The organism is Celeribacter sp. ULVN23_4 (genome assembly GCF_054788345.1).
The window spans coordinates 211,253-236,815 of record NZ_JBTVYO010000001.1; the positions used below are offsets into that span (position 1 = coordinate 211,253).

22 protein-coding genes are annotated in these 25,563 nt (G+C 60.3%); 14 read left to right on the forward strand and 8 right to left on the reverse strand.

Translation table 11 applies throughout. The features are described 5' to 3' along the window. Positions 1-91: 91 nt before the first annotated feature. Positions 92-1,414, reverse strand: coding sequence for a glutamate--tRNA ligase (gene gltX, locus ACYBHZ_RS01035; RefSeq protein WP_460272324.1), 1,323 nt, complete (start codon positions 1,412-1,414; stop codon positions 92-94). A 105-nt stretch (positions 1,415-1,519) separates the two neighbouring features. Between gltX and ACYBHZ_RS01040 the strand changes: the two genes are divergently transcribed. The 3 genes from ACYBHZ_RS01040 (at position 1,520) to ACYBHZ_RS01050 (ending at position 4,104) form a co-directional block, all read left to right on the forward strand. Next, positions 1,520-1,936: a metallopeptidase family protein gene (locus ACYBHZ_RS01040; RefSeq protein ID WP_460272325.1), complete on the forward strand. Its 417-nt coding sequence runs from the start codon at positions 1,520-1,522 to the stop codon at positions 1,934-1,936. Positions 1,937-2,039: 103 nt separating this feature from the next. Further along, complete coding sequence (locus ACYBHZ_RS01045) at positions 2,040-2,981, forward strand: MBL fold metallo-hydrolase (RefSeq protein WP_460272326.1); 942 nt, start codon at positions 2,040-2,042, stop codon at positions 2,979-2,981. Between the two features lie 169 nt (positions 2,982-3,150). Next, positions 3,151-4,104 (forward strand): 1-phosphofructokinase family hexose kinase, encoded by a 954-nt coding sequence (locus ACYBHZ_RS01050; protein ID WP_460272327.1) that lies wholly within the window; start codon positions 3,151-3,153, stop codon positions 4,102-4,104. Positions 4,105-4,108: 4 nt separating this feature from the next. Here the strand turns inward: ACYBHZ_RS01050 and ACYBHZ_RS01055 are convergent, their stop codons facing one another. Together ACYBHZ_RS01055 and ACYBHZ_RS01060 are read right to left on the reverse strand one after the other, a co-directional pair. Beyond that, positions 4,109-5,344 carry an Hsp70 family protein gene (locus ACYBHZ_RS01055; RefSeq protein ID WP_460272328.1) on the reverse strand — a complete coding sequence of 412 codons (1,236 nt, stop codon included), beginning with the start codon at positions 5,342-5,344 and terminating at the stop codon, positions 4,109-4,111. A 159-nt stretch (positions 5,345-5,503) separates the two neighbouring features. Then, positions 5,504-7,162, reverse strand: coding sequence for an NAD+ synthase (locus tag ACYBHZ_RS01060; RefSeq protein WP_460272329.1), 1,659 nt, complete (start codon positions 7,160-7,162; stop codon positions 5,504-5,506). Positions 7,163-7,382: 220 nt separating this feature from the next. Here ACYBHZ_RS01060 and ACYBHZ_RS01065 point away from each other — a divergent pair, with 220 nt between their 5' ends. After that, complete coding sequence (locus ACYBHZ_RS01065; RefSeq protein ID WP_460273170.1) at positions 7,383-8,849, forward strand: MORN repeat-containing protein; 1,467 nt, start codon at positions 7,383-7,385, stop codon at positions 8,847-8,849. 3 nt (positions 8,850-8,852) lie between these two features. Here the strand turns inward: ACYBHZ_RS01065 and ACYBHZ_RS01070 are convergent, their stop codons facing one another. The 3 genes from ACYBHZ_RS01070 to ACYBHZ_RS01080 are packed head-to-tail and all read right to left on the reverse strand — an operon-like array spanning position 8,853 to position 12,352. Then, the gene (locus ACYBHZ_RS01070) at positions 8,853-10,379 is read right to left on the reverse strand and encodes a cryptochrome/photolyase family protein (RefSeq protein WP_460272330.1); all 1,527 of its coding nucleotides are present in this window, start codon (positions 10,377-10,379) and stop codon (positions 8,853-8,855) included. Next, complete coding sequence (locus ACYBHZ_RS01075; RefSeq protein WP_460272331.1) at positions 10,376-11,032, reverse strand: SDR family NAD(P)-dependent oxidoreductase; 657 nt, start codon at positions 11,030-11,032, stop codon at positions 10,376-10,378. The genes ACYBHZ_RS01070 and ACYBHZ_RS01075 overlap by 4 nt, the downstream gene beginning before the upstream one ends. A 48-nt stretch (positions 11,033-11,080) precedes the next feature. Continuing rightward, the gene (locus tag ACYBHZ_RS01080) at positions 11,081-12,352 is read right to left on the reverse strand and encodes an NAD(P)/FAD-dependent oxidoreductase (protein WP_460272332.1); all 1,272 of its coding nucleotides are present in this window, start codon (positions 12,350-12,352) and stop codon (positions 11,081-11,083) included. A 421-nt stretch (positions 12,353-12,773) separates the two neighbouring features. Here ACYBHZ_RS01080 and ACYBHZ_RS01085 point away from each other — a divergent pair, with 421 nt between their 5' ends. The 7 genes from ACYBHZ_RS01085 (at position 12,774) to ACYBHZ_RS01115 (ending at position 21,082) form a co-directional block, all read left to right on the forward strand. Then, on the forward strand, positions 12,774-14,351 hold the full coding sequence (locus ACYBHZ_RS01085; protein ID WP_460272333.1) for a 2-isopropylmalate synthase: 1,578 nt from the start codon (positions 12,774-12,776) through the stop codon (positions 14,349-14,351). 188 nt (positions 14,352-14,539) lie between these two features. Then, positions 14,540-15,577: a rod shape-determining protein gene (locus tag ACYBHZ_RS01090; RefSeq protein WP_460272334.1), complete on the forward strand. Its 1,038-nt coding sequence runs from the start codon at positions 14,540-14,542 to the stop codon at positions 15,575-15,577. Positions 15,578-15,623: 46 nt separating this feature from the next. Continuing rightward, positions 15,624-16,544 (forward strand): rod shape-determining protein MreC, encoded by a 921-nt coding sequence (gene mreC, locus ACYBHZ_RS01095; protein WP_460272335.1) that lies wholly within the window; start codon positions 15,624-15,626, stop codon positions 16,542-16,544. Further along, on the forward strand, positions 16,537-17,076 hold the full coding sequence (locus ACYBHZ_RS01100; RefSeq protein ID WP_460272336.1) for a rod shape-determining protein MreD: 540 nt from the start codon (positions 16,537-16,539) through the stop codon (positions 17,074-17,076). Before mreC ends, ACYBHZ_RS01100 begins: the two co-directional genes overlap by 8 nt. Continuing rightward, positions 17,073-18,995, forward strand: a complete 1,923-nt coding sequence (gene mrdA / locus ACYBHZ_RS01105; RefSeq protein WP_460272337.1) for a penicillin-binding protein 2 — start codon at positions 17,073-17,075, stop codon at positions 18,993-18,995. Before ACYBHZ_RS01100 ends, mrdA begins: the two co-directional genes overlap by 4 nt. Continuing rightward, complete coding sequence (gene rodA / locus ACYBHZ_RS01110) at positions 18,992-20,140, forward strand: rod shape-determining protein RodA (RefSeq protein WP_460272338.1); 1,149 nt, start codon at positions 18,992-18,994, stop codon at positions 20,138-20,140. Before mrdA ends, rodA begins: the two co-directional genes overlap by 4 nt. Positions 20,141-20,149: 9 nt before the next feature. Then, positions 20,150-21,082, forward strand: coding sequence for a 2-hydroxyacid dehydrogenase (locus ACYBHZ_RS01115; RefSeq protein ID WP_460272339.1), 933 nt, complete (start codon positions 20,150-20,152; stop codon positions 21,080-21,082). A gap of 31 nt (positions 21,083-21,113) precedes the next feature. Here the strand turns inward: ACYBHZ_RS01115 and ACYBHZ_RS01120 are convergent, their stop codons facing one another. Further along, positions 21,114-21,905, reverse strand: a complete 792-nt coding sequence (locus ACYBHZ_RS01120) for an SseB family protein (protein WP_460272340.1) — start codon at positions 21,903-21,905, stop codon at positions 21,114-21,116. Between the two features lie 8 nt (positions 21,906-21,913). After that, on the reverse strand, positions 21,914-22,492 hold the full coding sequence (locus tag ACYBHZ_RS01125; protein WP_460272341.1) for a uracil-DNA glycosylase family protein: 579 nt from the start codon (positions 22,490-22,492) through the stop codon (positions 21,914-21,916). Positions 22,493-22,582: 90 nt separating this feature from the next. Here ACYBHZ_RS01125 and ACYBHZ_RS01130 point away from each other — a divergent pair, with 90 nt between their 5' ends. The 3 genes from ACYBHZ_RS01130 (at position 22,583) to ACYBHZ_RS01140 (ending at position 25,380) form a co-directional block, all read left to right on the forward strand. Further along, positions 22,583-22,963: an ArsR/SmtB family transcription factor gene (locus tag ACYBHZ_RS01130; RefSeq protein WP_460272342.1), complete on the forward strand. Its 381-nt coding sequence runs from the start codon at positions 22,583-22,585 to the stop codon at positions 22,961-22,963. Further along, positions 22,956-23,981, forward strand: a complete 1,026-nt coding sequence (locus ACYBHZ_RS01135) for a permease (protein WP_460272343.1) — start codon at positions 22,956-22,958, stop codon at positions 23,979-23,981. Before ACYBHZ_RS01130 ends, ACYBHZ_RS01135 begins: the two co-directional genes overlap by 8 nt. A gap of 118 nt (positions 23,982-24,099) precedes the next feature. After that, positions 24,100-25,380, forward strand: a complete 1,281-nt coding sequence (locus ACYBHZ_RS01140; RefSeq protein ID WP_460272344.1) for a Na+/H+ antiporter NhaA — start codon at positions 24,100-24,102, stop codon at positions 25,378-25,380. Positions 25,381-25,563 lie beyond the last annotated feature (183 nt).

Genomic DNA, 25,563 nt, shown 5'->3' on the forward strand with positions numbered 1-25,563 from the left:
CGGAAAAGTTTCCTATCGGAAACATAAGATGAAAAAACCGCCGCGCGGGCAACCCGGCGGCGGTTTGATGTTTGTTTCTGAACAGAAACGCTTAGAGCGTCGGCTTTTTCTGCAAAAGCGGCATGACGTTGGACATGTCCGGGCCGCGCTCCATGCCGGTCACGGCTTTGCGCAGCGGCATGAACAGACCCTTGCCCTTACGGCCCGTCGCCTCTTTCACAGCGGAGGTCCACTCTTTCCAGCTGTCAGCCGTATAGGGCGGCTCGGGCAGCATGGTGAAGGCCTCGGCGATGAAGTCTTTGTCCTCATCGGCAATCAGCGGCGTCGCGCCATCGCGGAACAGCTCCCACCAGCCAGCCATATCGGCTTTGACGGTGATGTTCTCACGCACGACAGTCCAGAACGGCTCGGCGATCTCGGCGGGCACACCCAGAGCCGCCACATCGTCTGCCACATCCGAGAAGGGCTTCGTGTGGTTGATCTGCGAGGTCAGCGCAAACAGGTCTTGGCTGTCGAACTTCGTCGGAGCCGCGCCGAATTGCGACAGGTCAAAACCTTCGACCAGCTCGTCCATCGACGTGCGCAGCTCAACCGGTTGCGAGGAGCCGAGACGGGCCATCAGCGACAGAAGCGCCATGGGCTCAACGCCTTGTTGACGCAGATCGCGCAGGGACAGAGTGCCCAGACGTTTCGACAGAGCCTCGCCATGCGGGCCGGTCAGAAGCGAGTGGTGGGCGAAGGACGGCACCTTGCCGCCAAGCGCTTCGATGATCTGGATTTGCGTCGCCGTGTTGGTGACGTGGTCCGCACCGCGCACGATGTTGGTGACGCCGTAGTCGATGTCATCGCAAACGGAGGCGAGCGTGTAGAGGAACTGACCGTCAGCGCGGATCAGCACCGGATCGGACACAGAGGCTGCGTCGATGGAGATCGGGCCGAGAATGCCATCTTCCCAGTCGATGCGCTGCTGGTCGAGTTTGAAGCGCCAAACCCCATTGCCACGCTCGGCGCGCAGTTTGTCTTTCTCAGCCTCCGACAGCTCCAGAGCAGCGCGGTCGTACACCGGCGGCTTGCCCATGTTCAGGAGCTTCTTACGCTTCAGGTCCAACTCGGTCGGCGTTTCGAACGCCTCATAGAACCGGCCTTTGTCGCGCAGCTCCTGTGCAGCTTCCTCATAACGATCTAGACGCTCGGACTGTTTCTCGAACCGATCCCAGGTGAACCCGAGCCATTCGAGGTCTTCGAGCACGCCATCGGCATATTCCTGGGTCGAGCGCACCTGATCCGTATCGTCGAGACGCAGAATAAACTGCCCCCCGGCCTTCCGCGTCAGCAGATAGTTGAACAGCGCAGAGCGCAGGTTCCCGATATGGATAAAGCCCGTGGGAGAGGGCGCGAAACGTGTGACGATCATTTTCTGTCTCCTGTTGCGCTCCCTCTTTCATATCACGCCTCAAGAGTCCATATCGGGTGCAGTCTGACACATGAATTCACAGAAAAGCGACTGGGGACCACAGCAATGACATCACCGCTTCTCGACGCCTGCGCCCCCGATCTCGACCAGATCGAAGATATTGCGCGCGCCACCATGGCCGATCTGCCGCCCGCCTTCAAAGTGCTGGCGTCGAATGTCGCCCTGACGGTGATGGATTTCGCGCCCGAGGATTTGCTCGCCGAGATTGGCATCCAAGACCCTTTTGAGCTGACCGGGCTTTATACCGGCATCCCGATGACCGAAAAATCCACGATGGATCAGGCCACCGCCCCCGACACGATCTGGCTGTTCCGCCGCCCGATCCTCGATGAATGGTGCATGCGCGGCAATGTGAGCCTTCAGCAGATGGTCGCCCATGTCACCGTGCATGAGCTGGCGCATCATTTCGGCTGGTCGGATGAGGACATCGCCACCATCGACAAATGGTGGGAATACGACTGAGCCGGGGGCAAGCGTCCTGACGCAAATGTCATCCGGTAGGGCCCGTATTGTGCTACACTTCAAGGGTTAGTTTCCAACAGAGAAACCCCGGAGGATGCACATTATGACCCCTATTCGACTGACCACGCCCCACCTGTCCCGCCGTCACCTTTTGCTCGGCGCCGCAAGCCTGCCGGTCGCGGCCAGCATGCCCTTCGGGGCACGCGCGGAGGCGCCGATGATGGGGGCCGCCCTTGCTCCCTATCGCCGCTTCACTCTTGGTTCGTTCGAAGTGACCACCCTCCTCGCGGGCACCCGCACCGTGCCGGAACCGCACAAGATTTTCGGCCTGAACGCCAGCGACGAAGACTTCGCCGCCGCTTCAGAGGCAAATTTCATCCCGGCAGACGCGGCGCAGTTCTTTTTCACCCCGACTTTGGTGAACACCGGCTCCGAAGTGATCCTGTTCGACACGGGCCTGTCCCCAGACGGCATCGTCGCGGCTCTGGCCGCTGCGGGTTACACGCCGGATCAGGTGGACCGTGTGGTGATCACCCATATGCATGGCGACCATATCGGCGGGATTTATTCCGACGCCCCAACCTTCGCCAATGCCGCCTATTCGACCGGCACTGTGGAGATGGACCATTGGGACATGTCCGGCAATGACGGGTTCGAGGCCAAGATCCGCCCGCTGCAGGATCAGTTCGATCTGCTCGAAGGCGGATCTGAGGTGGCATCCGGCATCACCGCGATGGAAGCATTCGGTCACACACCCGGACACATGGCTTTCCATCTCGAAAGCGAAGGCAATCGCCTGATCCTCGGCGCAGATTTCGCCAATCACTATGTCTATTCTCTGGCCAATCCGGACTGGGAAGTGCTCTACGACACCGACAAAGGCACCGCCGCGCAAACCCGGCGCAAACTGCTCGATATGATGGCGGCGGATCGGGTGCCTTTCATCGGCTATCACATGCCTTTCCCGGCCCTCGGTTATGTCCGCGCCAAGGACAGCAGCTTCGAATATGTCCCGGCCAGCTATCAAACCATGATCGAGACCTGATCAAAGCCTGAGCGTTCGGGCCTGCGGCTGCGCAAAAAGCAGACGCAGGCCCCTACCTATCTGACTTGGATCAGGGCTGTTATCGCTACCTGGGGTAGGCTAGGGTCACGAGGCATGTGAATCATGCTTCGAAAAACAGGCTTCGGCACAGACGAAACGGTTGGCAAAAATGGTCCAGATTCTGACAATTACACTGAACCCGACGGTGGACCTTTCCACCGCGACCCCGTCCGTCAGCGCCGGTCCCAAGCTGCGCTGCACCAGCCCTGAGGCCGACCCCGGCGGTGGCGGGATCAACGTCTCCCGCGCCATCAAGTTTCTCGGCGGCGAAAGCAGCGCCTTCACCGCGGTCGGCGGCGAAACCGGCGCGCATCTTTTGCGGCTTCTGGCCGAAGAACATGTCCGCTTCACCGCCTTTTCCGTCACCGGCGGCGCAACGCGCCAATCCATCGCCGTCACGGAGCAAGACAGCGGCAAACAATACCGCTTCGTCATGCCCGGTCCGTATTGGCATCATGAAATGGTCGATGAATCCCTCACGGCCATCGTTCAGGCCGCCCCTGCTGGCGGTGTCGTCGTGCTCTCCGGCTCTCAGCCGCCGGGCGTTCCGATGGATTACCCAGCCCGCCTCGCACGCCATCTCGCCGAAAAAGGCATTCAGCTTTTCGTCGACACCTCTGGCAAGCCGCTGCACGAGCTGACCAAGAACCCGGCCAATCCCTATGTCCTTCGGATGGATGATGTGGAGGCCGAAGACCTCGCCGGGCGCAAACTTCCGACGCGCAAGGACACCGCCGATTTCGCCAGTGAACTGGTCGCGCGCGGCGTAGCCGAAAACGTCATCGTCGCACGGGGGGCCGATGGCTCCACGCTTGCCAACAAGGACGGGCGCTGGCACGCCTCGCGCGCCATCGCGGCAGAAGAGGTGGTTTCCGCCGTCGGCGCGGGCGACAGTTTCGTGGGGGCTTTCTCTTTGGCGCTCACAAAGGGCGACACGATGCAGGACTCCCTGTGTTTCGGCACAGCCGCCGCCTCCTCCGCCGTCATGTCCGCGGGCACGCAGCTCTGTTCGCTCGAACAGGTCGAAGCCCTCCTTCCCGGATGTGAGCTGGTTGAGGTCTGAGGCGTTACGCGCCCTCAGCCGACGCCAGCGCCAGACCATCGACGACAGCCGTAAAGGCCTCGCCGCGAAGTGGGCGCGCCTCCGGCAAGACTGTGTCGCAAGCCGCCTCGACCACATGCATCAGGGACGAGCCGCCAACATAGACCACCGCGCCGACCGCCTCCGGCGAGAGCTGCGCGCGGCTCAATGTTTCGGAAATCGCCTCCTCAAGCTCCGCCCGATACGCCGCGAGGTCGAGCGCGAGTGCGCTGGGTGTCAGCCCCGCAACGAGCCCCTTCTCGACCAATGACAGGTTGATCTCCGCCTCAGCCCCACCATTGGCGACGATCTTTGCCGCCTCGACCGCGAAGGCCACGTCATGGCCCAGTTCCGCCTCGATCACTTCGACAAGACGCGCGAGTTTCTCCGGCTCGACCGCATGGCGTTCCAGATCGCGCACCTTCATCAAGGTTTCGCGCGTGTAGAGAAACGGGATTTTCTGCCAACTCGCCAGATCGTTGAAAATCTGTGTCGGCATGGGCAAAAGCCCGTCTCCCAGCGTGCGGCGCAATTGCCCGCCCGCCCCGAACAGCGGCATGGCATGGGCAAGGCTGAGCGCCCGGTCGAAATGCGTCCCGCCGAGGCGGATACCGTGGGAGGCGAGAATTTCAACCTGTCCTTTGTCCTTCCGAAACAGCGTGAAGTCCGAGGTGCCGCCGCCGATGTCGACAACGAGGCCGATCTCACCGGCCCGCAAATCCTGTGACGCCAGCGCGGCCGCTTCGGGCTCCGCCAGAAAGCGGATGCGGGAAAACCCAGCCATTTCATAGGCCTCGCGCAGATCGCGCTCCGCCTGCGCATCGCGTTCGGCATCCTTGGAATGGAAATGCACCGGGCGTCCGGAGACGACCCCGGTGACGGGCTGGCGGATCTGATCTTCCGTGCGCTGTTTCAGCGTGGCGAGGAATTGCGCGATGACGTCCAAAAGGCTCTGTCGTTTGCCCCCGATGGGACGCGTTTCGCGCAGTAGCGGCGTGCCGAGTACGGATTTGAGCGCCCGCATATAGCGGCCTTCATCGCCATCAATCAGCGCCTTATTCGCCGCAGACCCAAGCCGCATATTGCCGCGCGGATCGAAGAAAACCGCCGTCGGCAGGGTCTTTTCGCCGGGTTCCAGCTCCACGAGCCAAGGCGTGCCATTGGCCGCAAGGCCGAGTGCGGAGTTCGATGTGCCGAAATCGATGCCGACGGTGAGATCCATGACGCGCCTCTTCCAATCCGAAAGGCCGTTGTCTAGCGCTCCCGCTACATCAGAGCAAGGGGCAACAGCCCCTTACTTCTACCCCCTTTCAGCGCGTTAAGGTTAATCAGATTAAGGTTAACGCGCGAGGAAGAGGTACCCGAGGACAGGTTCGGGAGATTAACTCTGATCGCGCCAGCGGCTTGCAATCGGATAGCGACGGTCGAGCCAGAAGGCTCGCGGCGTGAGGCGCGTCCCCGGCGCGGACTGGAAGCGTTTGTATTCCGAGATATAGAGCAAATGCTCCACCCGCTTCACGGTCGCACGGTCAAACCCGGCGTCGACCAGATCGGCCACGCTTTCTTCCCGGTCCACCAGTCCCGTGAGGATCGCGTCGAGCACCTCATAGGGCGGCAGGCTGTCGTCATCGCGCTGATCCGGGCGCAGCTCCGCTGAGGGCGGCTTGTCGATGATCGACACGGGGACAACCTCACCTTCCGGCCCTTTCATCCAGTTGCGGTGATTGGCGTTGCGCCAGCGGCATTGCTCGAACACGCGCGTTTTGTAGAGGTCTTTGATCGGGTTATAGCCGCCGTTCATATCACCATAGATCGTGCAATAGCCCACGGCCATTTCCGATTTATTGCCCGTTGTCAGCAACATAGATCCGAACTTGTTCGACAGCGCCATCAACAAAAGCCCGCGCAGACGCGACTGGATATTCTCCTCCGTCGTGTCAAACGGCAGATCGCCAAAGATCGGCGACAGCGTCTCAGTGATCGCGTCGCGCCCCTGCGAGATTGGCACGAAGTCATAGCGGCACCCCAAACGGTTTGCGATGTCCTTGGCGTCCTCAAGCGACCCCTCGGAGGTGTATTCCGACGGCAGCATGACGCAATGCACATTCTCCGCGCCCAGCGCATCGGTGGCAATCGTCGCAACAATCGCCGAGTCGATCCCGCCGGAAAGGCCCAGAACCACTTTCTTGAACCCGGTTTTACCAAGGTAATCGCGCAGGGATTCGACCATGGCGCGATAATCCTGCTCCCATTCGCCGGGATGTGCGACAATTTCACCCGGCAGGGCGCTCCACTTCCCGTCTTCCTTGACGAAATCGACATGGCGCAGCGCCTCGTCGAACACGGGCATGACATGGGCCGGAGTGCCGTGACGGTTCAGCACGAAAGAGCCGCCGTCGAACACCTGATCGTCCTGCCCGCCGACCATGTTGAGATAGACAAGCGGCACGTCATTTTCGATCACACGCGACACCATATGGGTCAGACGGGTGTCGTATTTGTTGCGGTAATAGGGCGAGCCGTTGGGGACGAGCAAAATCTCCGCCCCGCTCTCGACCTGCGCCTCGGCCACGTCTTCGAACCACGCGTCTTCGCAAATCGGCGAGCCGATCCGCAGCGGGCCGATGGCATAGGGGCCTTCGAACGGGCCTGAGGCGAAGAGGCGTTTTTCGTCGAAAACCTTGTAATTCGGCAGGTGATGCTTGCGCAGAACCTGTTTCACCCGACCCTCGGCCAAAATCCAATAGCCGTTGTAGAGCGCATCGCCATAGGAATACGGCGCACCAAGCCCGATGGCCGGACCATCCACCGTCAGCGCGGCCAGTTCCTCGGCCTTCGCCATGGCGGCGTTGATCAAAGCGGGCTTCATCACCAAATCCTGCGGCTGATAGCCGATCAGGAACAGCTCGGTGAAGGCGATCATGTCAGCCCCCGCCGCCTTGGCCTCCGCATAGGCCGCACGGACCTTGTCCGCATTGGCGTCAATCGCGCCTACGGTCGGGTTAAGCTGGGCTAGGGTAAGGCGGAATTTGTCGATCATGGCTCTCGCGCGTCCTGATATGTTGAGGCAAGGTTTAGCAGAATGACGCCCAAGGGAAAGCCGCTCACAGTAAAAACATTTGAAGCCCGGCAGCCAACCCCCTAGGCTGTCGCCCGACAGCAAGGCCCAACGGGGCAGCACGGCCCGACCCACGGCGTTCTTCGCCAGAGGCAGGCTCCGGAGCAGAAATTCTGGAATGGAACAGAGCAAAGTGACACGGATGCGCATCATGCTTGCCGCGGCGACCCTGATCGGGCTTTCGCCTATCGCCGTCATGGCACAGGACGACCGCCCGGTGGAGACCCACCAATTCGAGGAAGGCGGCATTTACGAAGGCACCTTCAAGGACGGGATGCAGGACGGCGTCGGCACCTACCGTTTGCCGAACGGGTTCGAATACACCGGCGAATGGGTGATGGGTGAGATTAAGGGCCAAGGCCTCGCGCGTTTCACAGACGGCTCCGTCTACGAAGGCTCCTTTACCAAGGGCAAACCAGACGGTTTCGGCAAGATCACCTATGCCGACGGCGGCACCTATGAGGGCGATTGGGTCGCGGGCGAAGCCACCGGCTCCGGCGTTGCGACCTATGCCAACGGCGTGAAATACGAGGGCGGCTTCCTCGCCGCCAAACATCACGGCCAAGGCCGCATGGAAAGCCCGAGCGGCTATATCTATGAAGGCGCCTGGGTGAATGGCGTCAAAAAGGGCAAGGGCAAGATCACCTATCCCGAAGGCGCGACCTATGAGGGCGAAATGGCCCGCGACATGCGCAACGGCGTGGGCGTTCTGACCACCGACGAGGGCATGGTCCTCGACTGCAGCTGGGTGGATAACCAGTGCAATGGCGAAGGCACGATCACCCAACCGAACGGCGATGTCTACAAAGGCCACCTCGTTGCCGGAAAACGGCAGGGTCAGGGCATGGTCTCCTATGCCAATGGCGACGTTTACAAAGGTGAATTCGAGGATGACAAACGCCACGGACAGGGCACCTTCACCGGCGCGGACGGCTATCTTTACACCGGCCAGTGGGTCGATGGGCGGATCGAAGGCGACGGCGAAGTCACCTATCCTGACGGCTCCGTCTACACCGGCCAGTTCAAGGACGACCTGTCTCACGGCAAGGGCAAAATCATCTACCCGAACGGCACCATCTACGAGGGCGATTGGCTCTATGGCGTGCCCGAAGGCGAAGGCGTTGTCCACTATGCGGGCGGCCTCACCTATGAGGGGAGCTTCAAGAACGCGCAGAGCGACGGCCATGGCAAAATGACCTATGCCGACGGCTTCGTTTACGAGGGCGACTGGGTTGCAGGGCAACGTCAAGGCAAGGGCAAAGGCACCTATCCCGACGGCACGTCCTATGAAGGCGATTACGTCGCGGGCAAGCGCGAGGGCAACGGCACCATCGTTATGCCTTCGGGCTTCACCTATACCGGCGAATGGAAAAACGGAGAGATTCAGGGCAGCGGTAAGGCGACCTATGCCAATGGCGACAGCTATGAGGGCATGTTCGTCTCCGGCAAAGCCAACGGGCGCGGCACGATCACCTATAAGGACGGCCGCGTGGTCTCCGGCGATTGGGTCGATGGGGCGCTTGTGTCCGAGGATGCGGCCCCGGCAGGCTCCACGGATGCGCCCTCTGACGCGACCTCGGAAGAGACGGCTCCGGAAACCACCGAGTAATCCTTAAACGGTATCCCCATTGGAGAGGCGGCCCAGAAATGTGGCCGCCTCTTTCCATATCATCTCACGCTTTTCCACATCCATCCGGTCCCATGTCCGGTACATCTGCGCCATGCGTGGATTGCCTTCGAACCTCTCGCGGTGACGATCGAGGAACTGCCAATAGAGAAGATTGAACGGACAGGCCCCCTCGCCCGTCTTCTTGGTCACGGAATAGGCACAGCCCCCGCAGTAATCCGACATTTTATGGATGTAATTGCCCGAGGATATATAGGGTTTCGACGCGATCACACCGCCATCGGCGAACTGGCTCATACCGACCGTGTTGGGCGCTTCGACCCATTCGAACGCGTCAATATAGACGGCCAGATACCATTCATGCACCTCCGTCGGGTTCACCCCGGCCAAAAGCGCAAAATTGCCGGTCACCATAAGGCGCTGAATGTGGTGGGCATAGGCCTCGTCGCGGGTCTGCGCCACGGCATGTGACAGGCAGTTCATCTTGGTCTCGGCGCCCCAATAGAGCGCTGGCAGACTGCGTTGGTGGTTGAGTTTGTTCTGATGCGGATAGTCGGGCCCTTTGAGAAAATACAACCCACGCACATATTCCCGCCAGCCAAGGATTTGCCGGATGAACCCTTCGGCGGAGTTGATCGGCACTTTGCCGTCGCGATAGCGCTTCTCGACCGCGCGGCAGAGGTTCAACGCGTCCAGCAAACCGATGTTGAGATAGGCGGACAGGAGCGAATGGTGCAGGAACCGGTCATTTGACAGCATCGCATCCTGATAAGTCCCGAAATCTTTCAGGTGATGATCAAGGAAATGTTGCTGCGCCCTCTCCGCATCTTCGCGCGTCACCGCATAGGAAAACGGCCGCAGTTTCCCGAAATTCTCACCAAACCGCACCTCTACGAGATCAAGCACTGCGCAGGTAATCTCGTCGGGCTCAAACGTCACAGGCTTGGTGCGGAACAGGTCGTCACTGGCCGGTTTGCGATTATCGTGATCGAAATTCCATTGCCCGCCGCAGGGCTGATCGTCGTCCATCAAAAGCCCGGTCTTGCGCCGCATCTCGCGGTAGAAATATTCCATCCGAAGCGCCTTGCGCCCTTCAGCCCAAGCCGCAAACTCCCGTTCTGACGCGATGAACCGCGTGTCGGGAAGCTGTCGCACCGGGATCGCGCTTTCTTCGGCCTCAAGCCTGAGACGCCATTCCCCCGCTTCGGTCATGACAATCTCATCCGCCCCATGCGCTTGCGCTCTCCGCCGCGCTTCGCCCAAAAGCGATTGCGTGTTCTCCGGATCGTCGAGCTTCGTATAAGCCACCTCCCAGCCCGCAGCGCGCAGCTCTTCGGCAAAGTGGCGCATGGCGGCAAAGATCAGTGCGATCTTTTTCGGGTGGTGCCAGACATAGTCCGTCTCCGCAGTGACCTCTGCCATGACCACCAGATCAAGCGAAGGATCGCCCGCTTGTAGCGATGACATCTCAGGGGAAAGCTGATCGCCAAGGATCAGAAGGACACGGCTCACCACTGCACCTCCTCGCCCTTCCAATCAAAAAAACGCCCCATGTCCTTCGGACCTCGCACATCCATCACCTCGATCAGATGCTCTGCGGCCTCGTCGGGACTTAACTTGTCGCGGCTATAGCCCTCGGTGAATTTGGTCGCCACGGTTCCGGGATGATAGGCGATGAGACAGGACTGTTTATGGCTGCGCGCGATCTCGATCGCTGCGGTACGAGTGAGTTGATTGGCCGCCGCCTTCGCCGCACGGTAGCTGTACCAGCCGCCCAGATGATTGTCGCCGATGGAGCCGACCCGCGCCGTCAGAACCGCCACCACCGACGGGGCATCTTTGGGCAGGAGCCGGGGCAATTCGCGCAGAATGAGCGCCGGACCAATGGCATTCGTCGCGAACTGATCACGGAGCGCTTCTGCGGACAGCGCGCGCAGAGATTTCTCGGGCGGAGCACCTGCGCCGCCCAACTTGCCCGTCGCGATCACCACCCGCTCGAACGGCCCCTCCAACGCCCCAAGATGTGTCGCGACGCTCAACGGATCGGTGACATCAAACCCATGCTCGGACCGAGACAGCCCCGTCACCTCATAAGAACGGGCGGCAAAGGCGCGGGCCAATGCCCCGCCGATGCCGCCCGATGTGCCAATGATCAACGCTTTCATGCCGTGTCTCCCGTATCGTTTTCAATACGAGGGAAAGGCAGGATCGGATCAACCTTTGAGTTTGTTTACCTTCATGATCTTCATGATCATTTTCTCATAGAAGGGTTCGGACACGCCGCGTTTCACTTTGCGCATGAAGTACCATTCAAAGCCAAGTTTCGCCCAGTGCACCCATTTGCCGTGACCGGCCCAGTTGACGTTGCGCGGCGGGTTCTGCGGCATGGCAAGGAAAGCCGCACCACCGTCACCAAAGTCGGCAAGGCAAAGCGCGTTCCAGGTTGCGAGGTTCTTCGGCTCCTCGCCTTTCATGATCAGCGGAATGTTATGCGCAGTCGCGGTCACCATCGACTCGATCATGAAGCCGGTTTTCGGCACACCGGTCGGGATCACGGTCGGCTCCGTCGGCGCGATGGCGATACACACACCGATGCCGAAAATGTTCGGATAGGTCGGGTTGCGCTGGAATTCGTCCACGATGACGAAACCACGCGGGTTCACCAGCCCTTCAACCCCCATCAGCGCCGGAATACCGCGGAAGGCCGGGAGCAGCATGGAATAGGAGAACGGGATCTCGTGTTCCTTCACCGGGTTGCCGTATTGGTCATGCTCGGTGACGAAGGCTTTGCCGTCTTCGAATTTGTTGGTTTTCGCGTTGGTGATCCAGCGGATCGAACGATCACGCATGTAGGATTCCAGCATACCTTTGGTGTCGCCCACACCTCCGAGGCCAAGGTGGCCGATGTAGGGTTCCGGCGTCACGAAGGTCATCGGCACCTGATCGCGGATTTTGCGGCGACGCAGGTCGGTGTCCATGGTCATGGCATATTCATAGGCCGGACCGAAGCAGGATGCGCCCTGCACAGCGCCGACGACAATCGGGCCGGGATTGGCGCAGAAGTCATCCCACATTGCGCCAGATTCGGAGGCGTGCTCAATGGAGCAGACGGAATGGGTATAGCCTTCGGGACCGAAGCCCTCAATCTCATCAAAAGCCAGCTCCGGACCGGTCGCCAGTACGAGATAGTCGTAGGTGACCTCTTTGCCGGAGGCGAGTGTGATCTTGTTCTCTTTCGGATCGAGCGCCACTGCGCCGTCACAGATAAAGTCGATACCCCGGCGTTTCATCACCGGTTCGAGTTCAATGGTCAGCTCGTCTTTCGTGCGCCAGTTGACACCCGCCCACGGGTTCGACGGCGTAAACTGGAAATAGCTCTTATTGGAAATGACCGTGATCTTGTCATCCTTGCCCACGGTTTCCTTCAATTCATAGGCCTGGATGGTGCCGCCAAGCCCGGCTCCGAGCACAACGATATGCGCCATGATGTTATCCCTTCCTTGATACCTCCGCGTTCCGGGTCAACATCCCGACGGAGTTGAATGTGCGTAATTGTAGCACAGGTTATTGCTCACCGGCTTGATATCGCCCCAAATCGAGTCGGTATACATTCGTATTCATATTTCTGAATGGGATTGCAAGGGGGTTTTTCAAGGTGGTCACATGCCGCAGCCCGCACGGATCGGAAATAAGGGGTTTTCAATCCCCCTCGTCCCGGTATATTCCAACCCCATGACGACGATGGCTCATATCCCTTCCCAAGCCCTGCGCCCCTGCGCAGCGCTTCGTCATGACCTTCTTCTTCTTAGCTGCCTCTGAGCGTGCCTTCGGCGCGAGGCTCAGAGGTGACCGCATGCGCCGAGACAGCACAGCCCGAAAGCTAAGAACAACAAGAGAGATTTCAAAATGACCGAGACATCCAAACAGGACCACGTCCTGATTTTCGACACGACCCTGCGTGATGGCGAGCAAAGCCCCGGCGCAACCATGAGCCATAACGAAAAGCTGGAAATTGCCGCCATGCTCGACGACATGGGCGTCGATATCATCGAGGCCGGGTTCCCGATTGCCTCCGAAGGTGATTTCGAAGCGGTCAGCGACATCGCGAAGAATTCCAAGAACTCCGTCATCTGTGGTCTGGCCCGCGCCAACTTCAAAGACATCGACCGCTGCATGGAAGCCCTGAAACACGCCACCAAGCCGCGCATTCACACCTTCATCGGCACCTCGCCCCTGCACCGCGACATCACCTCGCTGTCGATGGATGCGATGGCCGATCAGATCCACGAGACAGTGAGCCACGCCCGCAACCTCTGCGACAACGTGCAATGGTCGCCGATGGACGCGATCCGTACCGAGCATGATTACCTGTGCCGCGTCGTTGAGATCGCGATCAAAGCGGGCGCCACGACGATCAACATCCCCGACACCGTCGGTTACACCATCCCACGCGAGTCCGCAGACATCATCCGCATGTTGCTGGAACGTGTGCCGGGCGCGGACGAGGTGGTCTTCGCGACTCACTGTCACAACGATCTGGGCATGGCGACCGCCAACGCGCTGGCCGCTGTTGAGGCGGGCGCACGTCAGATCGAATGCACGATCAACGGTCTGGGCGAACGTGCGGGCAACACCGCCCTCGAAGAGGTCGTCATGGCGCTCAAGGTCCGTCACGACGTGATGCCCTTTGACACCGGCATCGACACGACGAAGATCATGAACATCTCCCGCCGTGTCTCGCAGGTTTCGGGCTTCCCGGTTCAATTCAATAAGGCCATCGTCGGCAAGAACGCCTTCGCGCATGAATCCGGGATTCACCAGGACGGCATGCTGAAGAACAAGGAAACCTTCGAAATCATGCGTCCGCAGGACATCGGTCTGTCTGGGACGTCCCTGCCGCTGGGCAAGCACTCCGGCCGCGCCGCGCTGCGCGCCAAGCTGGAGGACATGGGCTACCCGATGGCCGGCAACCAGCTGAAAGACGTGTTCGTCCGCTTCAAAGATCTCGCCGACCGCAAGAAGGAAGTCTATGACGACGACCTGATCGCACTGTTGCGCGACGCCGGTGCTGCCGAGCAAAACGAGCGCATCAAGGTGAAATTCCTGCGCGTGATCTGCGGCACCGAAGCCCCGCAATCCGCCGATCTGACGCTCGAAGTCGATGGTGTCGACAAACAGGTCACCGTGCAAGGCGACGGCCCGGTCGATGCGACCTTCAAGGCGATCAAGGAAATCTTCCCGACCACAGCACGCCTGCAACTCTATCAGGTGCATGCCGTAACCGAAGGCACCGATGCACAGGCCACCGTCTCCGTGCGCCTCGAAGAAGACGGCAAGATCGTCACCGGCCAAAGCTCCGACACCGACACGGTCGTCGCTTCCGCCAAAGCCTATGTGAACGCGATGAACCGCCTCTTGGTGCGCCGCGAGAAATCGGCTCCGGATTCGGATGTGAAAACCGTGAAATACACCGACGCGGTCTAAGACAAATCGACAGATCACGAAAAAGGCGCTCCTTCGGGGCGCCTTTTTTACGGGCAACACCAGTTTGTGAGCGGGTCTTCGCCACGCCCCCTGCCTCGCCCCCCTTTCCCAGCGGCCTCTGGCCCCCTATAAGTCTGCCGATATGGGGATTCTCTCCCTTCGGCGCAGCGCAAGAAATCAGGAACATTATGGTGGGACTTTCGAGTATCTTCTCCTCGGATATGGCAATCGACTTGGGCACGGCGAACACGCTGGTCTATGTCAAGGGCAAGGGGATCATTCTCAACGAACCGTCCGTGGTGGCCTATCATGTCAAAGACGGGCGCAAACAGGTGCTCGCCGTTGGTGAAGACGCCAAGCACATGCTCGGCAAGACCCCCGGTTCCATTCAGGCCATCCGCCCGATGCGCGAAGGTGTGATCGCCGATTTCGACACCGCCGAAGAGATGATCAAGCACTTCATCCGCAAGGTTCACAAGCGCACGACCTTCTCCAAGCCGAAAATCATCGTCTGCGTGCCGCAAGGCGCGACCCCCGTCGAGAAACGCGCGATCCGCCAATCCGTGCTCTCCGCAGGCGCCCGCAAAGCCGGTCTGATCGCCGAACCCATTGCTGCCGCCATTGGCGCAGGCATGCCGATCACCGACCCGACCGGCAACATGGTCGTGGACATCGGCGGCGGCACCACCGAGGTGGCCGTTTTGTCTCTGGGTGACATCGTTTATGCGCGCTCCGTGCGCGTCGGTGGCGACCGTATGGACGAGGCAATCATCGCCTATCTCCGTCGCCAGCAGAACCTTCTGATCGGCGAAGGCACAGCAGAGCGCATCAAGACCACCATCGGCACCGCCCGCATGCCCGACGACGGGCGCGGTGCCGTGCTCACGATCCGTGGCCGCGATCTTCTGAACGGTGTACCGAAGGAAATCGAGATCAATCAGGCACAGGTTGCCGAAGCTCTGGCAGAACCCGTTCAGCAAATCTGCGAAGCGGTGATGCAAGCTCTGGAAACCACCCCGCCCGATCTCGCCGCCGACATCGTCGACCGTGGCGTCATGCTCACCGGCGGCGGCGCGCTTCTCGGCGAGCTGGACCTTGCCCTGCGCGAGCAAACCGGCCTCGCGATCTCGGTCGCTGACGAGTCACTCAATTGTGTGGCTTTGGGCACCGGCAAAGCGCTGGAATATGAAAAGCAACTCCGGCACGTTATTGATTACGACACCTGAGACCTTGTGCCGCCCGCGGCGCAAATTGGTTGCCTGAGAGGACATCTTGGCCAGAGACAAGGGCAATGCGGATACTTATGTCCGCCCGATTCGGCGTCTGCTGATCGGGATCATGCTGTTGTGCCTCACCGGATTGTTCATCCTCTGGCGCATCGACAGCCCGCGCGTTGAACGGCTGCGCGCCAATCTGGTGGACAAGGTCGTCCCCTCAATGGAATGGGCTTTGGTGCCGGTCACAAAGACCATCGGCATGGTCGAGAACTTCCAAAGCTACCAGCGGCTTTATGACCAGAACCAAGAGCTTCGCAACGAGCTGCGGCAGATGCAGGCCTGGAAAGAGGCCGCGCTTCAGCTGGAACAGAAGAACGCCAAGCTGCTTGATCTCAACAACGTGCGCCTTGATCCGCGATATACATATGTCACCGGGATCGTCATGGCCGACAGCGGCTCCCCGTTCCGCCAATCCGTGCTTTTGAACGTCGGCGCTCGTGACGGCATCATGGACGGATGGGCCACGATGGATGGGATCGGTCTTGTCGGACGGATTTCCGGCGTCGGCCAAAACACCGCCCGCGTGATCCTTCTGACCGACAGCAACTCGCGCCTTCCGGTCACGATCCAACCCTCCGGCCAACGCGCGATCCTGTCGGGCGACAACTCGATCCGCCCCTCGCTCGATTTCATCGAAACACCGGAGCTTGTGCGCCCCGGTGATCGGGTGATTTCCTCCGGCGATGGCGGGGTCTTCCCGCCCGGATTGCTCATCGGTCAAGTCGCCAAAGGCCCGGACCGGCGTTTGCGGGTCATCCTTGCCGCCGATTACGAACGCCTTGATTATCTGCGTGTCCTGCGCACCCATGAGAGCGAAAAAATCACCGACCCCGGCGAGTTGATCATTCCCGAAGGCGAAGGGCATCCGGTCAGCGCAGTGGAAACACCCGCAGCCTCGGAGGCGGGCGATGGTTGATCCTCGCACCGTCCGCGCCATTTCCTTCCGTCTGGGCTTTCTGCTCATCGCCTTCCTGTCGGCTTTTTTCTATCTTCTGCCCCTCAAGGTCGGCTCAGGGCATTGGCCCGGCCCCGATCTGATCCTGTCCGTCACCTTCGCATGGGTGCTGCGTCGCCCGGATTACGTGCCGGTATTTCTCTTCGCCCCGGTCATGCTGATCGCCGATTTCATCTTCCTGCGCCCGCCCGGCCTCTGGACCCTGCTCAGCGTTCTGGCATTCGAATTCCTGCGCCGCCGTGAAGCCACATCGCGCGATATGCCTTTTGCCGTGGAATGGATGATGGTCGCCGGCGTCATGCTCGCGATGGGCGTGCTCTATCGCCTGACCCTCGTGATTTTCATGGTGGACCAGACCTCCCTTGGCCTCGCACTCATGGGACAATTGTCCACGCTTCTGAGCTATCCTTTCGTGGTGATCTTCTCACACTACGTGCTCGGCATCACCAAGATCAGCCCCGCTGAGGCCGATGACATGAGGTATGCACGATGAAACGCACTCCGACAGAAACGGCCACCTCCAGCCGCAAAATCACCCGCCGCGCCCTGTTTCTTGGCGGCTCTCAGCTTGCCTTCATGGGCGTTCTCGGGCTGCGCATGCGTTACATGCAGGTCGATCAGGCCGATGAATTCCGGCTTCTCGCCGAAGAGAACCGCATCCGGGATTCCCTTTTGGCCCCGGCGCGCGGTTTGATCTATGACCGCAATGGCGCCGTTCTGGCCGAAAACGAACAGACCTTCCGCGTCGTGATCCGCAAAGAAGATGCCGCCGAGTTGGATGCCGTCTTGATGAAGCTCGAAGAGCTGATCGGCATCACCGCAGAAGATCAGGCCCGCGTGCGCAAGGAACTCAAGGATGCCGGCCCCTCCGCCCCGGTGATCATCGCCGACCGCCTGAGTTGGGAAGATTTCTCTCTGGTCTCCGCCAACGGCCCCGCCCTGCCCGGCGTGACGCCCGAGGTCGGCCTGTCCCGCTACTACCCGCTGCATGAAGATTTCGCGCATCTCGTCGGCTATGTCGGCCCGGTGTCGAGCTATGACATCTCGAAGATGGAGACGGTCGATCCGCTCTACAAAATCCCGAAATTCCAACTCGGGAAATTCGGGGTCGAGGCCAAGCTTGAAGACGAACTCAAAGGCAAAGCCGGGCTGCGCCGCGTTGAGCAGAACGCCTATGGGCGGATCATTCGCGAGCTTGACCGCCAAGAAGGCCAGCCCGGCCACAACATCCAGCTGACGGTCGATCACAAGGTCCAGAATTTCATCCACGCGCGTCTCGGTGGCGAAAGCGCCGCCGCCGTGGTGATCGATGTCGAGACCGGCGATCTGATCGCCGCCGCCTCCACCCCTGCATTTGATCCGAACCTGTTCGTGCGCGGCATCTCTTCCGCCGATTACAGCGCACTTTTGGAAAACGATCACCGCCCCCTGCCCGCGAAGTCTGTGCAAGGCTCCTACCCGCCCGGTTCCACCTTCAAAATCGTCACGGCGATGGCGGCTCTGGAAAATGGCGACGTCACGCCCAGTGAAACCGTTCGCTGCCTCGGTCATGTCGAGGTCGGCGGACGTCGGTTCCATTGCTGGAAACGCGCAGGCCACGGCAATCTGAACCTCGTCGGATCGCTGCAACACTCCTGCGACGTCTATTATTATGAGATGGCCCAGCGCACCGGGATCGACAACATCGCCGCGATGGGCCGCAAGCTCGGGCTCGGACAGGCCTATGATCTGCCCCTGTCGGGGGTCAATTCCGGGCTGATGCCAGACAAGGAATGGAAACTCGCGAAACGCGGCGCGGAATGGGTCGTCGGCGACAGTCTCAACGCATCGATCGGTCAGGGCTACGTGCTCGCCACCCCCTTGCAGCTCGCCGTGATGACCGCGCGTGTGGCGACCAATCGCGAGATCATTCCACGCGTCGTGAAATCCATCAATGGCGTCGAGCAGCCGGTCTTGGGCGGCGCGTCACTTGAGTTGAACGAAAACATGCTACGCGCGGTGCGCCAAGGCATGTTCGAGGTCTCCAACAACAACCGTGGCACGGCCTATGCCTCCCGCATCGCCGATGAAAGCCTGCGCATGGCGGGCAAAACCGGCACTTCGCAGGTGCGCTCGACCGTCGTGAACAACAAGGAAGTGCCTTGGGAAGAACGCGACCACGCGCTCTTCGTCGCCTTCGCGCCGTTTGACAATCCGCGCTATGCGGTCTCCGTCGTGGTCGAACACGGCGGTGGCGGCTCCTCTGTCGCAGCGCCGATTGCCCGCGACATCATGCTGTTCTCTCTCTATGGCGCGGTTCCACCGCTGAGCGCCTATCCGTCCTCGCAACAGAACACGATCCGCGAGCGCTTCCGCGCCCTGCCCCTGATCGGCACGGAGCAAGACGGCGACGACGAGAGGAGCCAAGCATGAGCTATCTCGAAAGCAACCTGAAGACGGTCCCCACCGGACTGTCGAAAGTACTCTATCTCAACTGGGCGCTGGTTCTGCTGCTCTCCGCCGTCGCCTCTGTCGGCTTTCTGATGCTCTATTCCAACGCGGGCGGCTCGTTCCAACCTTGGGCAGAACCGCAGATGAAACGCTTCGCGCTCGGCATGGTGGTGATGTTCATGATCGCCATGGTGCCGATCTGGTTCTGGCGAAACATCGCAGGCGTCGCCTATCTCGCATCCTTTATGCTGCTGATCTTCGTGGAGTTTTTCGGCCATGTCGGCATGGGTGCCCAACGCTGGATCGACTTGGGCGTCATAAAGCTCCAGCCCTCCGAGTTGATGAAGATCGCCCTCGTAATGCTCTTGGCCGCCTATTATGACTGGCTGCCGATGGAGAAAGTCTCGCGCCCGCTCTGGGTGCTTATTCCGGTCATTCTGATCCTCGTGCCGACCTTTCTCGTGCTCAAACAACCTGACCTCGGCACCTCGATCCTTTTGGTCGCAGGCGGGGCCATCGTCATGTTCGCGGCAGGCGTCAGCTGGTGGTATTTCGGCGCGGTGATCGCCATCTTCGCGGGGCTCGTGAGCGCCGTCTTCATGTCTCGCGGCACCCCGTGGCAATTGCTCAAAGACTACCAGTATCGCCGGATCGATACGTTCCTCGATCCCTCCACCGACCCTTTGGGCGCGGGCTATCACATCACGCAGGCGAAGATCGCCCTCGGCTCAGGCGGTTGGACTGGGCGCGGCTTTATGCAGGGCACACAAAGCCGCCTCAACTTCCTCCCGGAAAAGCACACCGACTTCATCTTCACCACTCTGGCAGAAGAATTCGGCTTCATCGGCGGTTTTTCTTTGCTCGCGCTTTACGCCGGGATCATCATCTTCTGCCTGATCTCCGCAATGAACAACAAAGACCGCTTCGGCGCGCTGGTCACCATCGGCATTGCCGCGACCTTCTTCTTCTTCTTCGCGGTGAATATGTCGATGGTCATGGGCTTGATGCCCGTTGTGGGCGTTCCCTTGCCGCTGGTGTCCTATGGTGGCTCGGCGATGCTTGTGCTGCTCGCCGCATTCGGGATCGTACAATCCGCCCATATCCATCGCCCGCGTGGCAAAAGATAGAGAGACCGAATGGCCCTGACCCTGCTGTTTTCCGCTCCTGATCGAATTTGGCCCGCCTATGAAAAAGTGCTGCCTCAGGTGTTGGCGCACGCAGGGATCGACGCGGTCCTGACCCGCGACGCGGATCCGGCGACGGTCGATTACATCGTCTATGCCCCGAACGATCACCTGAGCGACTTTAGCCCTTTCACCAATGCGAAAGCGGTGCTGAGCCTCTGGGCCGGGGTCGAGAAAATCTCGCCGAACCCGACCCTGACGCAACCGCTGTGCCGTATGGTGGACGACGGTCTCGCGCTTGGCATGCGCGACTATGTGGTCGGTCATGTGATGCGGTATCACCTCGGCATGGACCGCCACATCCACGGTCTCGGCGGCAACTGGGATAAAACCACGCCGCCTCTTGCACGCGATCGCAAGGTCACCGTGCTGGGACTCGGCGAATTGGGCCAGACCTGTGCCAAGGCGCTCGCGCAGTTGGGCTTCGATGTCACCGGCTGGTCACGCCGTCCGAAAGAGATCGCCGGTCTCACCTGCCTGTCTGGCCCGGACGGATTGCAGCAGGCCTTGAGCACAGCCGAAATCCTCGTCCTGCTTTTGCCCGACACAGCTCAGACGCAAGGCATACTCAATGCCGACACGCTGAACGCCCTTCCGAAAGGCGCGATGATCGTCAATCCGGGGCGCGGCACATTGATTGATGACGATGCTTTGCTGGCTGCATTGGAAAGCCGTCAGGTGGGTCATGCCACCCTTGATGTCTTCCGCATCGAACCCCTGCCCGTGGACCATCCCTATTGGTCTCACCCCAATGTCACGGTCACGCCACACATCGCCGCGGAAACCCGCCCGGCAACGGCTTCCGAGGTCATCGCAGAGAACATCCGGCGCGGCGAAGCGGGTGAGCCGTTCCTGCATCTTGTGGACCGGGCCGCAGGGTACTGACCCCCTATCCTTTGTGCTATAAATACTCAGATCACCGCAGGATCGGCGGCGCGTTCGGGTCCATCCCCGGCGCGGAAGGTCCGTTGGTTTCAAGCGGCTCCGGCTCCGGCAAATCAAACCGAAGTCCGAAGCGCGCCAGAGAAGCACAGACCGGCTCGGAAGATTTGAAAAACGCCACATCGAGCGCCCCGGCCTCGATCCCGGAAAAGATCAGCGCCTCGGAGACGAGCTTTGCAAGAACCGTCTCAGATCCGGGAATTTGATCCACGAATGCAATGAGGTGCGAGCGCACACCGTCTTCGTATTTGACCCCGGACAGATAGCACAGCTTCGCCAGCCCCGCCGCAAGCGCAAGTTTCGCATCCAGCGCCGTGATCAGGAGTTCCGGAAGCCCCGCAGGCGGGAACACCTCTTCGGCTTTGCCGTGGGTTTCCGTCGGCGCGTTTCCGAGCGTCGCGTGCAGCCAATCGACCGCCTCGCCGGGCAGAAGCATTTCGGACGGCGCGACAGAAAGGTTCAGACCAAGCCCGTATCCCGACCCCGCAAGCATTTCAGCCAGTACCCGCCCCGACATCGCCGCATAGGGGGCGTGCCCCGCGAACTCCGCCAAACGCTGCTCACGGTCGAATGCCAGAACAAAGCTGTTCTCTTCGACCGGGAACACACGCGGCGTGATCGGCCCCTCCCCGTCATGTTCCTCTTCCAGCAACAGGAACCACTCGCCATCGGCCACCCGTTCAAAGAAGCGCAGGCGCGCATTGTCGTCCTCCGGCGCGGCCTGCATGGCGGCATGGGCAAGATCAACGGGCGTTTGTTCGGTCATAGCATTTCTCACAACAGCTCTTGGACACGGGCGCGCAAGTCCGGCAGAAGCTCGACTTCGAACCACGGGTTCTTCTTCAGCCAAGCCGTATTGCGCCAGGATGGATGAGGCAAGGGGATGATGCGCGGCCCATAGGCGCGCCAGTCTTTCACGGCGTCCGTCAAACTGCCTTTGAAACCGGTGTGATACCGAACCGCATGCAGTCCCACAGGCAGGATCAGGTCCAGATTTCCAAGCTCTTCCATCACCTTGTCATGCCACGTCTCGCGACACAGCGCAGGCGGCGGGATATCGGAGCCTTTCGCATCATAGCCGGGAAAACAAAAGCCCATTGGCACGATGGCAATCCGGTCACGGTCGTAAAATGTCGGCTCATCCAGCCCCAGCCATTGCCGCAACCGATCTCCCGACGGGTCGGTGAAGGGACGTCCGCTCTCATGCACCCGCGCGCCCGGCGCCTGCCCCGCGATCAAGATGCGCGCAGAAGGCCGGAACCAGACCACCGGGCGGGGCGCATGATGCGTCGCCGTCGCGGCAAAGCGCTCCACACAGAGGCGGCAACCGGAAATGTCTTGAACTAGGCTCATGGCAGAGGTTCTAGCCCACCACGTCCGAAAGCGCCACTTGACTTATTTTGATATTTTTAGAAATATAAAAATGAATCACAGGAGTGGCACATGAGTATTCTACATTTTGACGACATTTCACTGGCAGAAGCCGCAAGCACCTTTGCCGCTCTCGGCTCCGAGCAGCGCCTGCTCGTTCTCCGCGCCTTGGTCCGTGCTGGGCCGAAGGGGCTGACCATCGGTGAATTGGGCGCGCGCACCGGCATCACCGGCGCGACCCTGACCCACCACATGAAAACGCTGGCCGCCACGAAGCTCGCCAAGCAGGAAAAACACGGCCGCTCCGTGATCTGCATCGCCGCCGATTACCGCGAGTTGGACACACTGGTCTCTGCGCTTTTGTCCGAATGCTGCGCCGATTGTGGCGAAGACAACTGCACCCCAGAGGCCCATTGCCACGAAGATCAATCCCCGGAGCATCGTCATGACTGATCTCACACAGACCCCGCCGCGCCAGCCCTCGCTTTGGAAGAAGACCGACAAGGCCTTGTTGCTCTCCGCTCTGGTGCTGATCGCGGTTGCCGTGTTCGACACGGCGAACCTGCTGCCGACCTTCGAATTCACAATCGCCGCATTGTGGCGCGCCGCACCCTTCCTCCTGTTCGCCATCCTCGCGACCGCCTATGTGCAGGCCTCGGGCGCGGAAACCCTCTTGTCCCGCGCCTTTGAAGGGCGCGAGGTGCAGATGATCATGGTGGCGGCCATCGTCGGCGGCATCTCTCCTTTCTGCTCCTGTCAGGTCATCCCCTTCATCGCCGCATCCCTCGCGGTTGGTGTGCCGCTCTCTGCTGTCATGGCCTTCTGGCTCGCCTCCCCCCTGATGGATCCGGCGATGTTCTTCGTCACCTCAGGCGAACTCGGCTTGGATTTCGCCATCGCCAAAACCATCGCGGCTGTCGGCATCGGCCTGCTCGGCGGCTTCGGCGTCAAACTGCTCGGTGGAACCGCCCTTTTTGCCGATCCGCTCAAGGCATTCACCAAACCCTCCAGCTGCGCCACCTCGGGTCTGCGCGGCAAGCCGGTTTGGGCGTTCTGGCGCGAAGAAGGTCGAATCGGCACGTTCAAATCCAGCTTCCTGAAGAACCTGATGTTCCTCGGCAAATGGATGCTCGTCGCCTATGTGCTGGAAAGCGTGATGCTCTCCTACCTCCCCGCAGACATGATCGCGTCTGTGATGGGCGGAGACGGGCTGCGCCCGATCCTGATCGGCGCTCTGGTCGGCGCTCCGGCCTATCTCAACGGCTTCGCCGCCGTGCCACTGATGTCCGGGCTAATCTCTCAAGGCATGGCCGAAGGCGCTGCCATGTCCTTCATGATCGCGGGCGGCATTTCCTGTATTCCGGCTGCGGTTGCCGTCTGGGCCCTAGTCAAACCACGCGTCTTTGCAGCCTATATCGGCTTTGCTTTGCTGGGCGCGGTTTTGGCCGGGGTCATTTGGTCCGTTTTCTAAACACAGCTGCGTGAAATGGACACAGGGGGGGCATTGCTCCCCCTTGCCGCGCTTGCCCTACTGTCCCAGTTGGACTACTCCCGAATAGGTCAACTCGACCGTTCGAAGGATGCAAAGCATGTATAAAATTTGGGATTTCGTCACAAATTATTCCCTGCTTTTGATCTCCGGTACGATTATTGCGCTGATCTGGGCCAATACGGATGCCGCCTCTTACCACCATTTTGTCCACATCCCGCTCGCTGAAGATTTCTTCATCGGCCATCTGCATGTCGATGATCACGGGCATGCGCATCGCACTCTGACCCTGCACTACCTGTTCAACGACGTGCTTATGGCGTTCTTCTTTGCCGTGGCGGCGAAAGAAGTCTGGGAAGCTGTGATCCTGAAAAACGGCTCCCTGCGCGGCAAGAAAGCCGCAACCCCGCTCATCGCCACGGCGGGCGGTATGCTCGGGCCGATCGTCGTCTATCTCGGGCTTGCATTAATGTTGGGCTCGGACACCTATGACGCCGTCAAAAACGGTTGGGCCGTCCCGACCGCGACCGACATCGCGTTTTCCTATCTCGTTGGACGCCTCGTTTTCGGCGCGGGCCATCCGGCCGTTCGCTTCCTGCTGTTGCTGGCGATTGCCGATGACGCCGCCGGTCTTGTGATCCTCGCGATCTTCTACCCCACCGGCGAATTGGCCATGCAATGGCTGCTTCTGTCTCTCGCAGCCGCTCTTGTGGTCTTCCTGCTCGTCAACTGGCTGCCCCGCACCCTTGACCGCCACAATCAAACGCGCCCGAACTCGACCTGGATCCGCAAGCATCTCGGGTTCTGGCCCTATCTGATCGCAGCCTGCATCTCTTGGTACGGCTTTATGCGCGCCGGGATTCACCCGGCTCTCGGATTGTTGCCAATCGTTCCAACAATCCCGCATGCTGACCGAGCTTTCGGCATCTTCTCGGAAGCCGAACAGCATTTGCATGATTTGCTCAACGACATCGAACACAAGCTCAAAGCCCCGGTAGAAGTTATCCTGTTCTTCTTCGGATTGCTCAATGCAGGCGTCGAATTCAACGCCATTGGCGAGCCGACATGGCTGGTGCTGGCCGGCCTTCTCATTGGCAAACCGGCGGGCATTCTAATCATGGGGGCACTGGCGGCACATGTGCTTCGCCTCGGCCTTCCGGCAGGCATGAGAACCATCGACCTGCTGGTCATTGGCTGCATCTCCGCGATCGGTTTCACCGTATCGCTCTTCATCGCATCGGTTGCGTTCGACTCCCAAGCCATGCTCGGCGACACGCCAATTCAGGACGCAGCAAAAATGGGGGCCGTGTTCTCCTTTGCCGCTGCGATCATCTCAATCGTCGCCGGAAAACTGTGCCGTGTGAAGAAACAATACACCTGAAAGCCTGTCGTCTTCTCAGTCACGTTTCCAAATTGAGGCCGAAATCTTCAAACTCGGCCTGAATCCGGCCACATTCCGGCGATCAGAGATGGATTTCCCATCCCAAGACGACATAATATGGCCGAAATATACATATAGAACGGCCTCACAATAAGCCCGGCGAAACCGGGCAGCCGAGGACAT

Bases quoted from the DNA above. Each gene is read 5' to 3' on its own strand.
- gltX (WP_460272324.1), bottom strand. From the start codon at position 1,414: ATGATCGTCACACGTTTCGCGCCCTCTCCCACGGGCTTTATCCATATC.
- ACYBHZ_RS01040 (WP_460272325.1), top strand. From the start codon at position 1,520: ATGACATCACCGCTTCTCGACGCCTGCGCCCCCGATCTCGACCAGATC.
- ACYBHZ_RS01045 (WP_460272326.1), top strand. From the start codon at position 2,040: ATGACCCCTATTCGACTGACCACGCCCCACCTGTCCCGCCGTCACCTT.
- ACYBHZ_RS01050 (WP_460272327.1), top strand. From the start codon at position 3,151: ATGGTCCAGATTCTGACAATTACACTGAACCCGACGGTGGACCTTTCC.
- ACYBHZ_RS01055 (WP_460272328.1), bottom strand. From the start codon at position 5,344: ATGGATCTCACCGTCGGCATCGATTTCGGCACATCGAACTCCGCACTC.
- ACYBHZ_RS01060 (WP_460272329.1), bottom strand. From the start codon at position 7,162: ATGATCGACAAATTCCGCCTTACCCTAGCCCAGCTTAACCCGACCGTA.
- ACYBHZ_RS01065 (WP_460273170.1), top strand. From the start codon at position 7,383: ATGCGCATCATGCTTGCCGCGGCGACCCTGATCGGGCTTTCGCCTATC.
- ACYBHZ_RS01075 (WP_460272331.1), bottom strand. From the start codon at position 11,032: ATGAAAGCGTTGATCATTGGCACATCGGGCGGCATCGGCGGGGCATTG.
- ACYBHZ_RS01080 (WP_460272332.1), bottom strand. From the start codon at position 12,352: ATGGCGCATATCGTTGTGCTCGGAGCCGGGCTTGGCGGCACCATCCAG.
- ACYBHZ_RS01085 (WP_460272333.1), top strand. From the start codon at position 12,774: ATGACCGAGACATCCAAACAGGACCACGTCCTGATTTTCGACACGACC.
- ACYBHZ_RS01090 (WP_460272334.1), top strand. From the start codon at position 14,540: ATGGTGGGACTTTCGAGTATCTTCTCCTCGGATATGGCAATCGACTTG.
- ACYBHZ_RS01100 (WP_460272336.1), top strand. From the start codon at position 16,537: ATGGTTGATCCTCGCACCGTCCGCGCCATTTCCTTCCGTCTGGGCTTT.
- mrdA (WP_460272337.1), top strand. From the start codon at position 17,073: ATGAAACGCACTCCGACAGAAACGGCCACCTCCAGCCGCAAAATCACC.
- rodA (WP_460272338.1), top strand. From the start codon at position 18,992: ATGAGCTATCTCGAAAGCAACCTGAAGACGGTCCCCACCGGACTGTCG.
- ACYBHZ_RS01115 (WP_460272339.1), top strand. From the start codon at position 20,150: ATGGCCCTGACCCTGCTGTTTTCCGCTCCTGATCGAATTTGGCCCGCC.
- ACYBHZ_RS01120 (WP_460272340.1), bottom strand. From the start codon at position 21,905: ATGACCGAACAAACGCCCGTTGATCTTGCCCATGCCGCCATGCAGGCC.
- ACYBHZ_RS01125 (WP_460272341.1), bottom strand. From the start codon at position 22,492: ATGAGCCTAGTTCAAGACATTTCCGGTTGCCGCCTCTGTGTGGAGCGC.
- ACYBHZ_RS01130 (WP_460272342.1), top strand. From the start codon at position 22,583: ATGAGTATTCTACATTTTGACGACATTTCACTGGCAGAAGCCGCAAGC.
- ACYBHZ_RS01135 (WP_460272343.1), top strand. From the start codon at position 22,956: ATGACTGATCTCACACAGACCCCGCCGCGCCAGCCCTCGCTTTGGAAG.
- ACYBHZ_RS01140 (WP_460272344.1), top strand. From the start codon at position 24,100: ATGTATAAAATTTGGGATTTCGTCACAAATTATTCCCTGCTTTTGATC.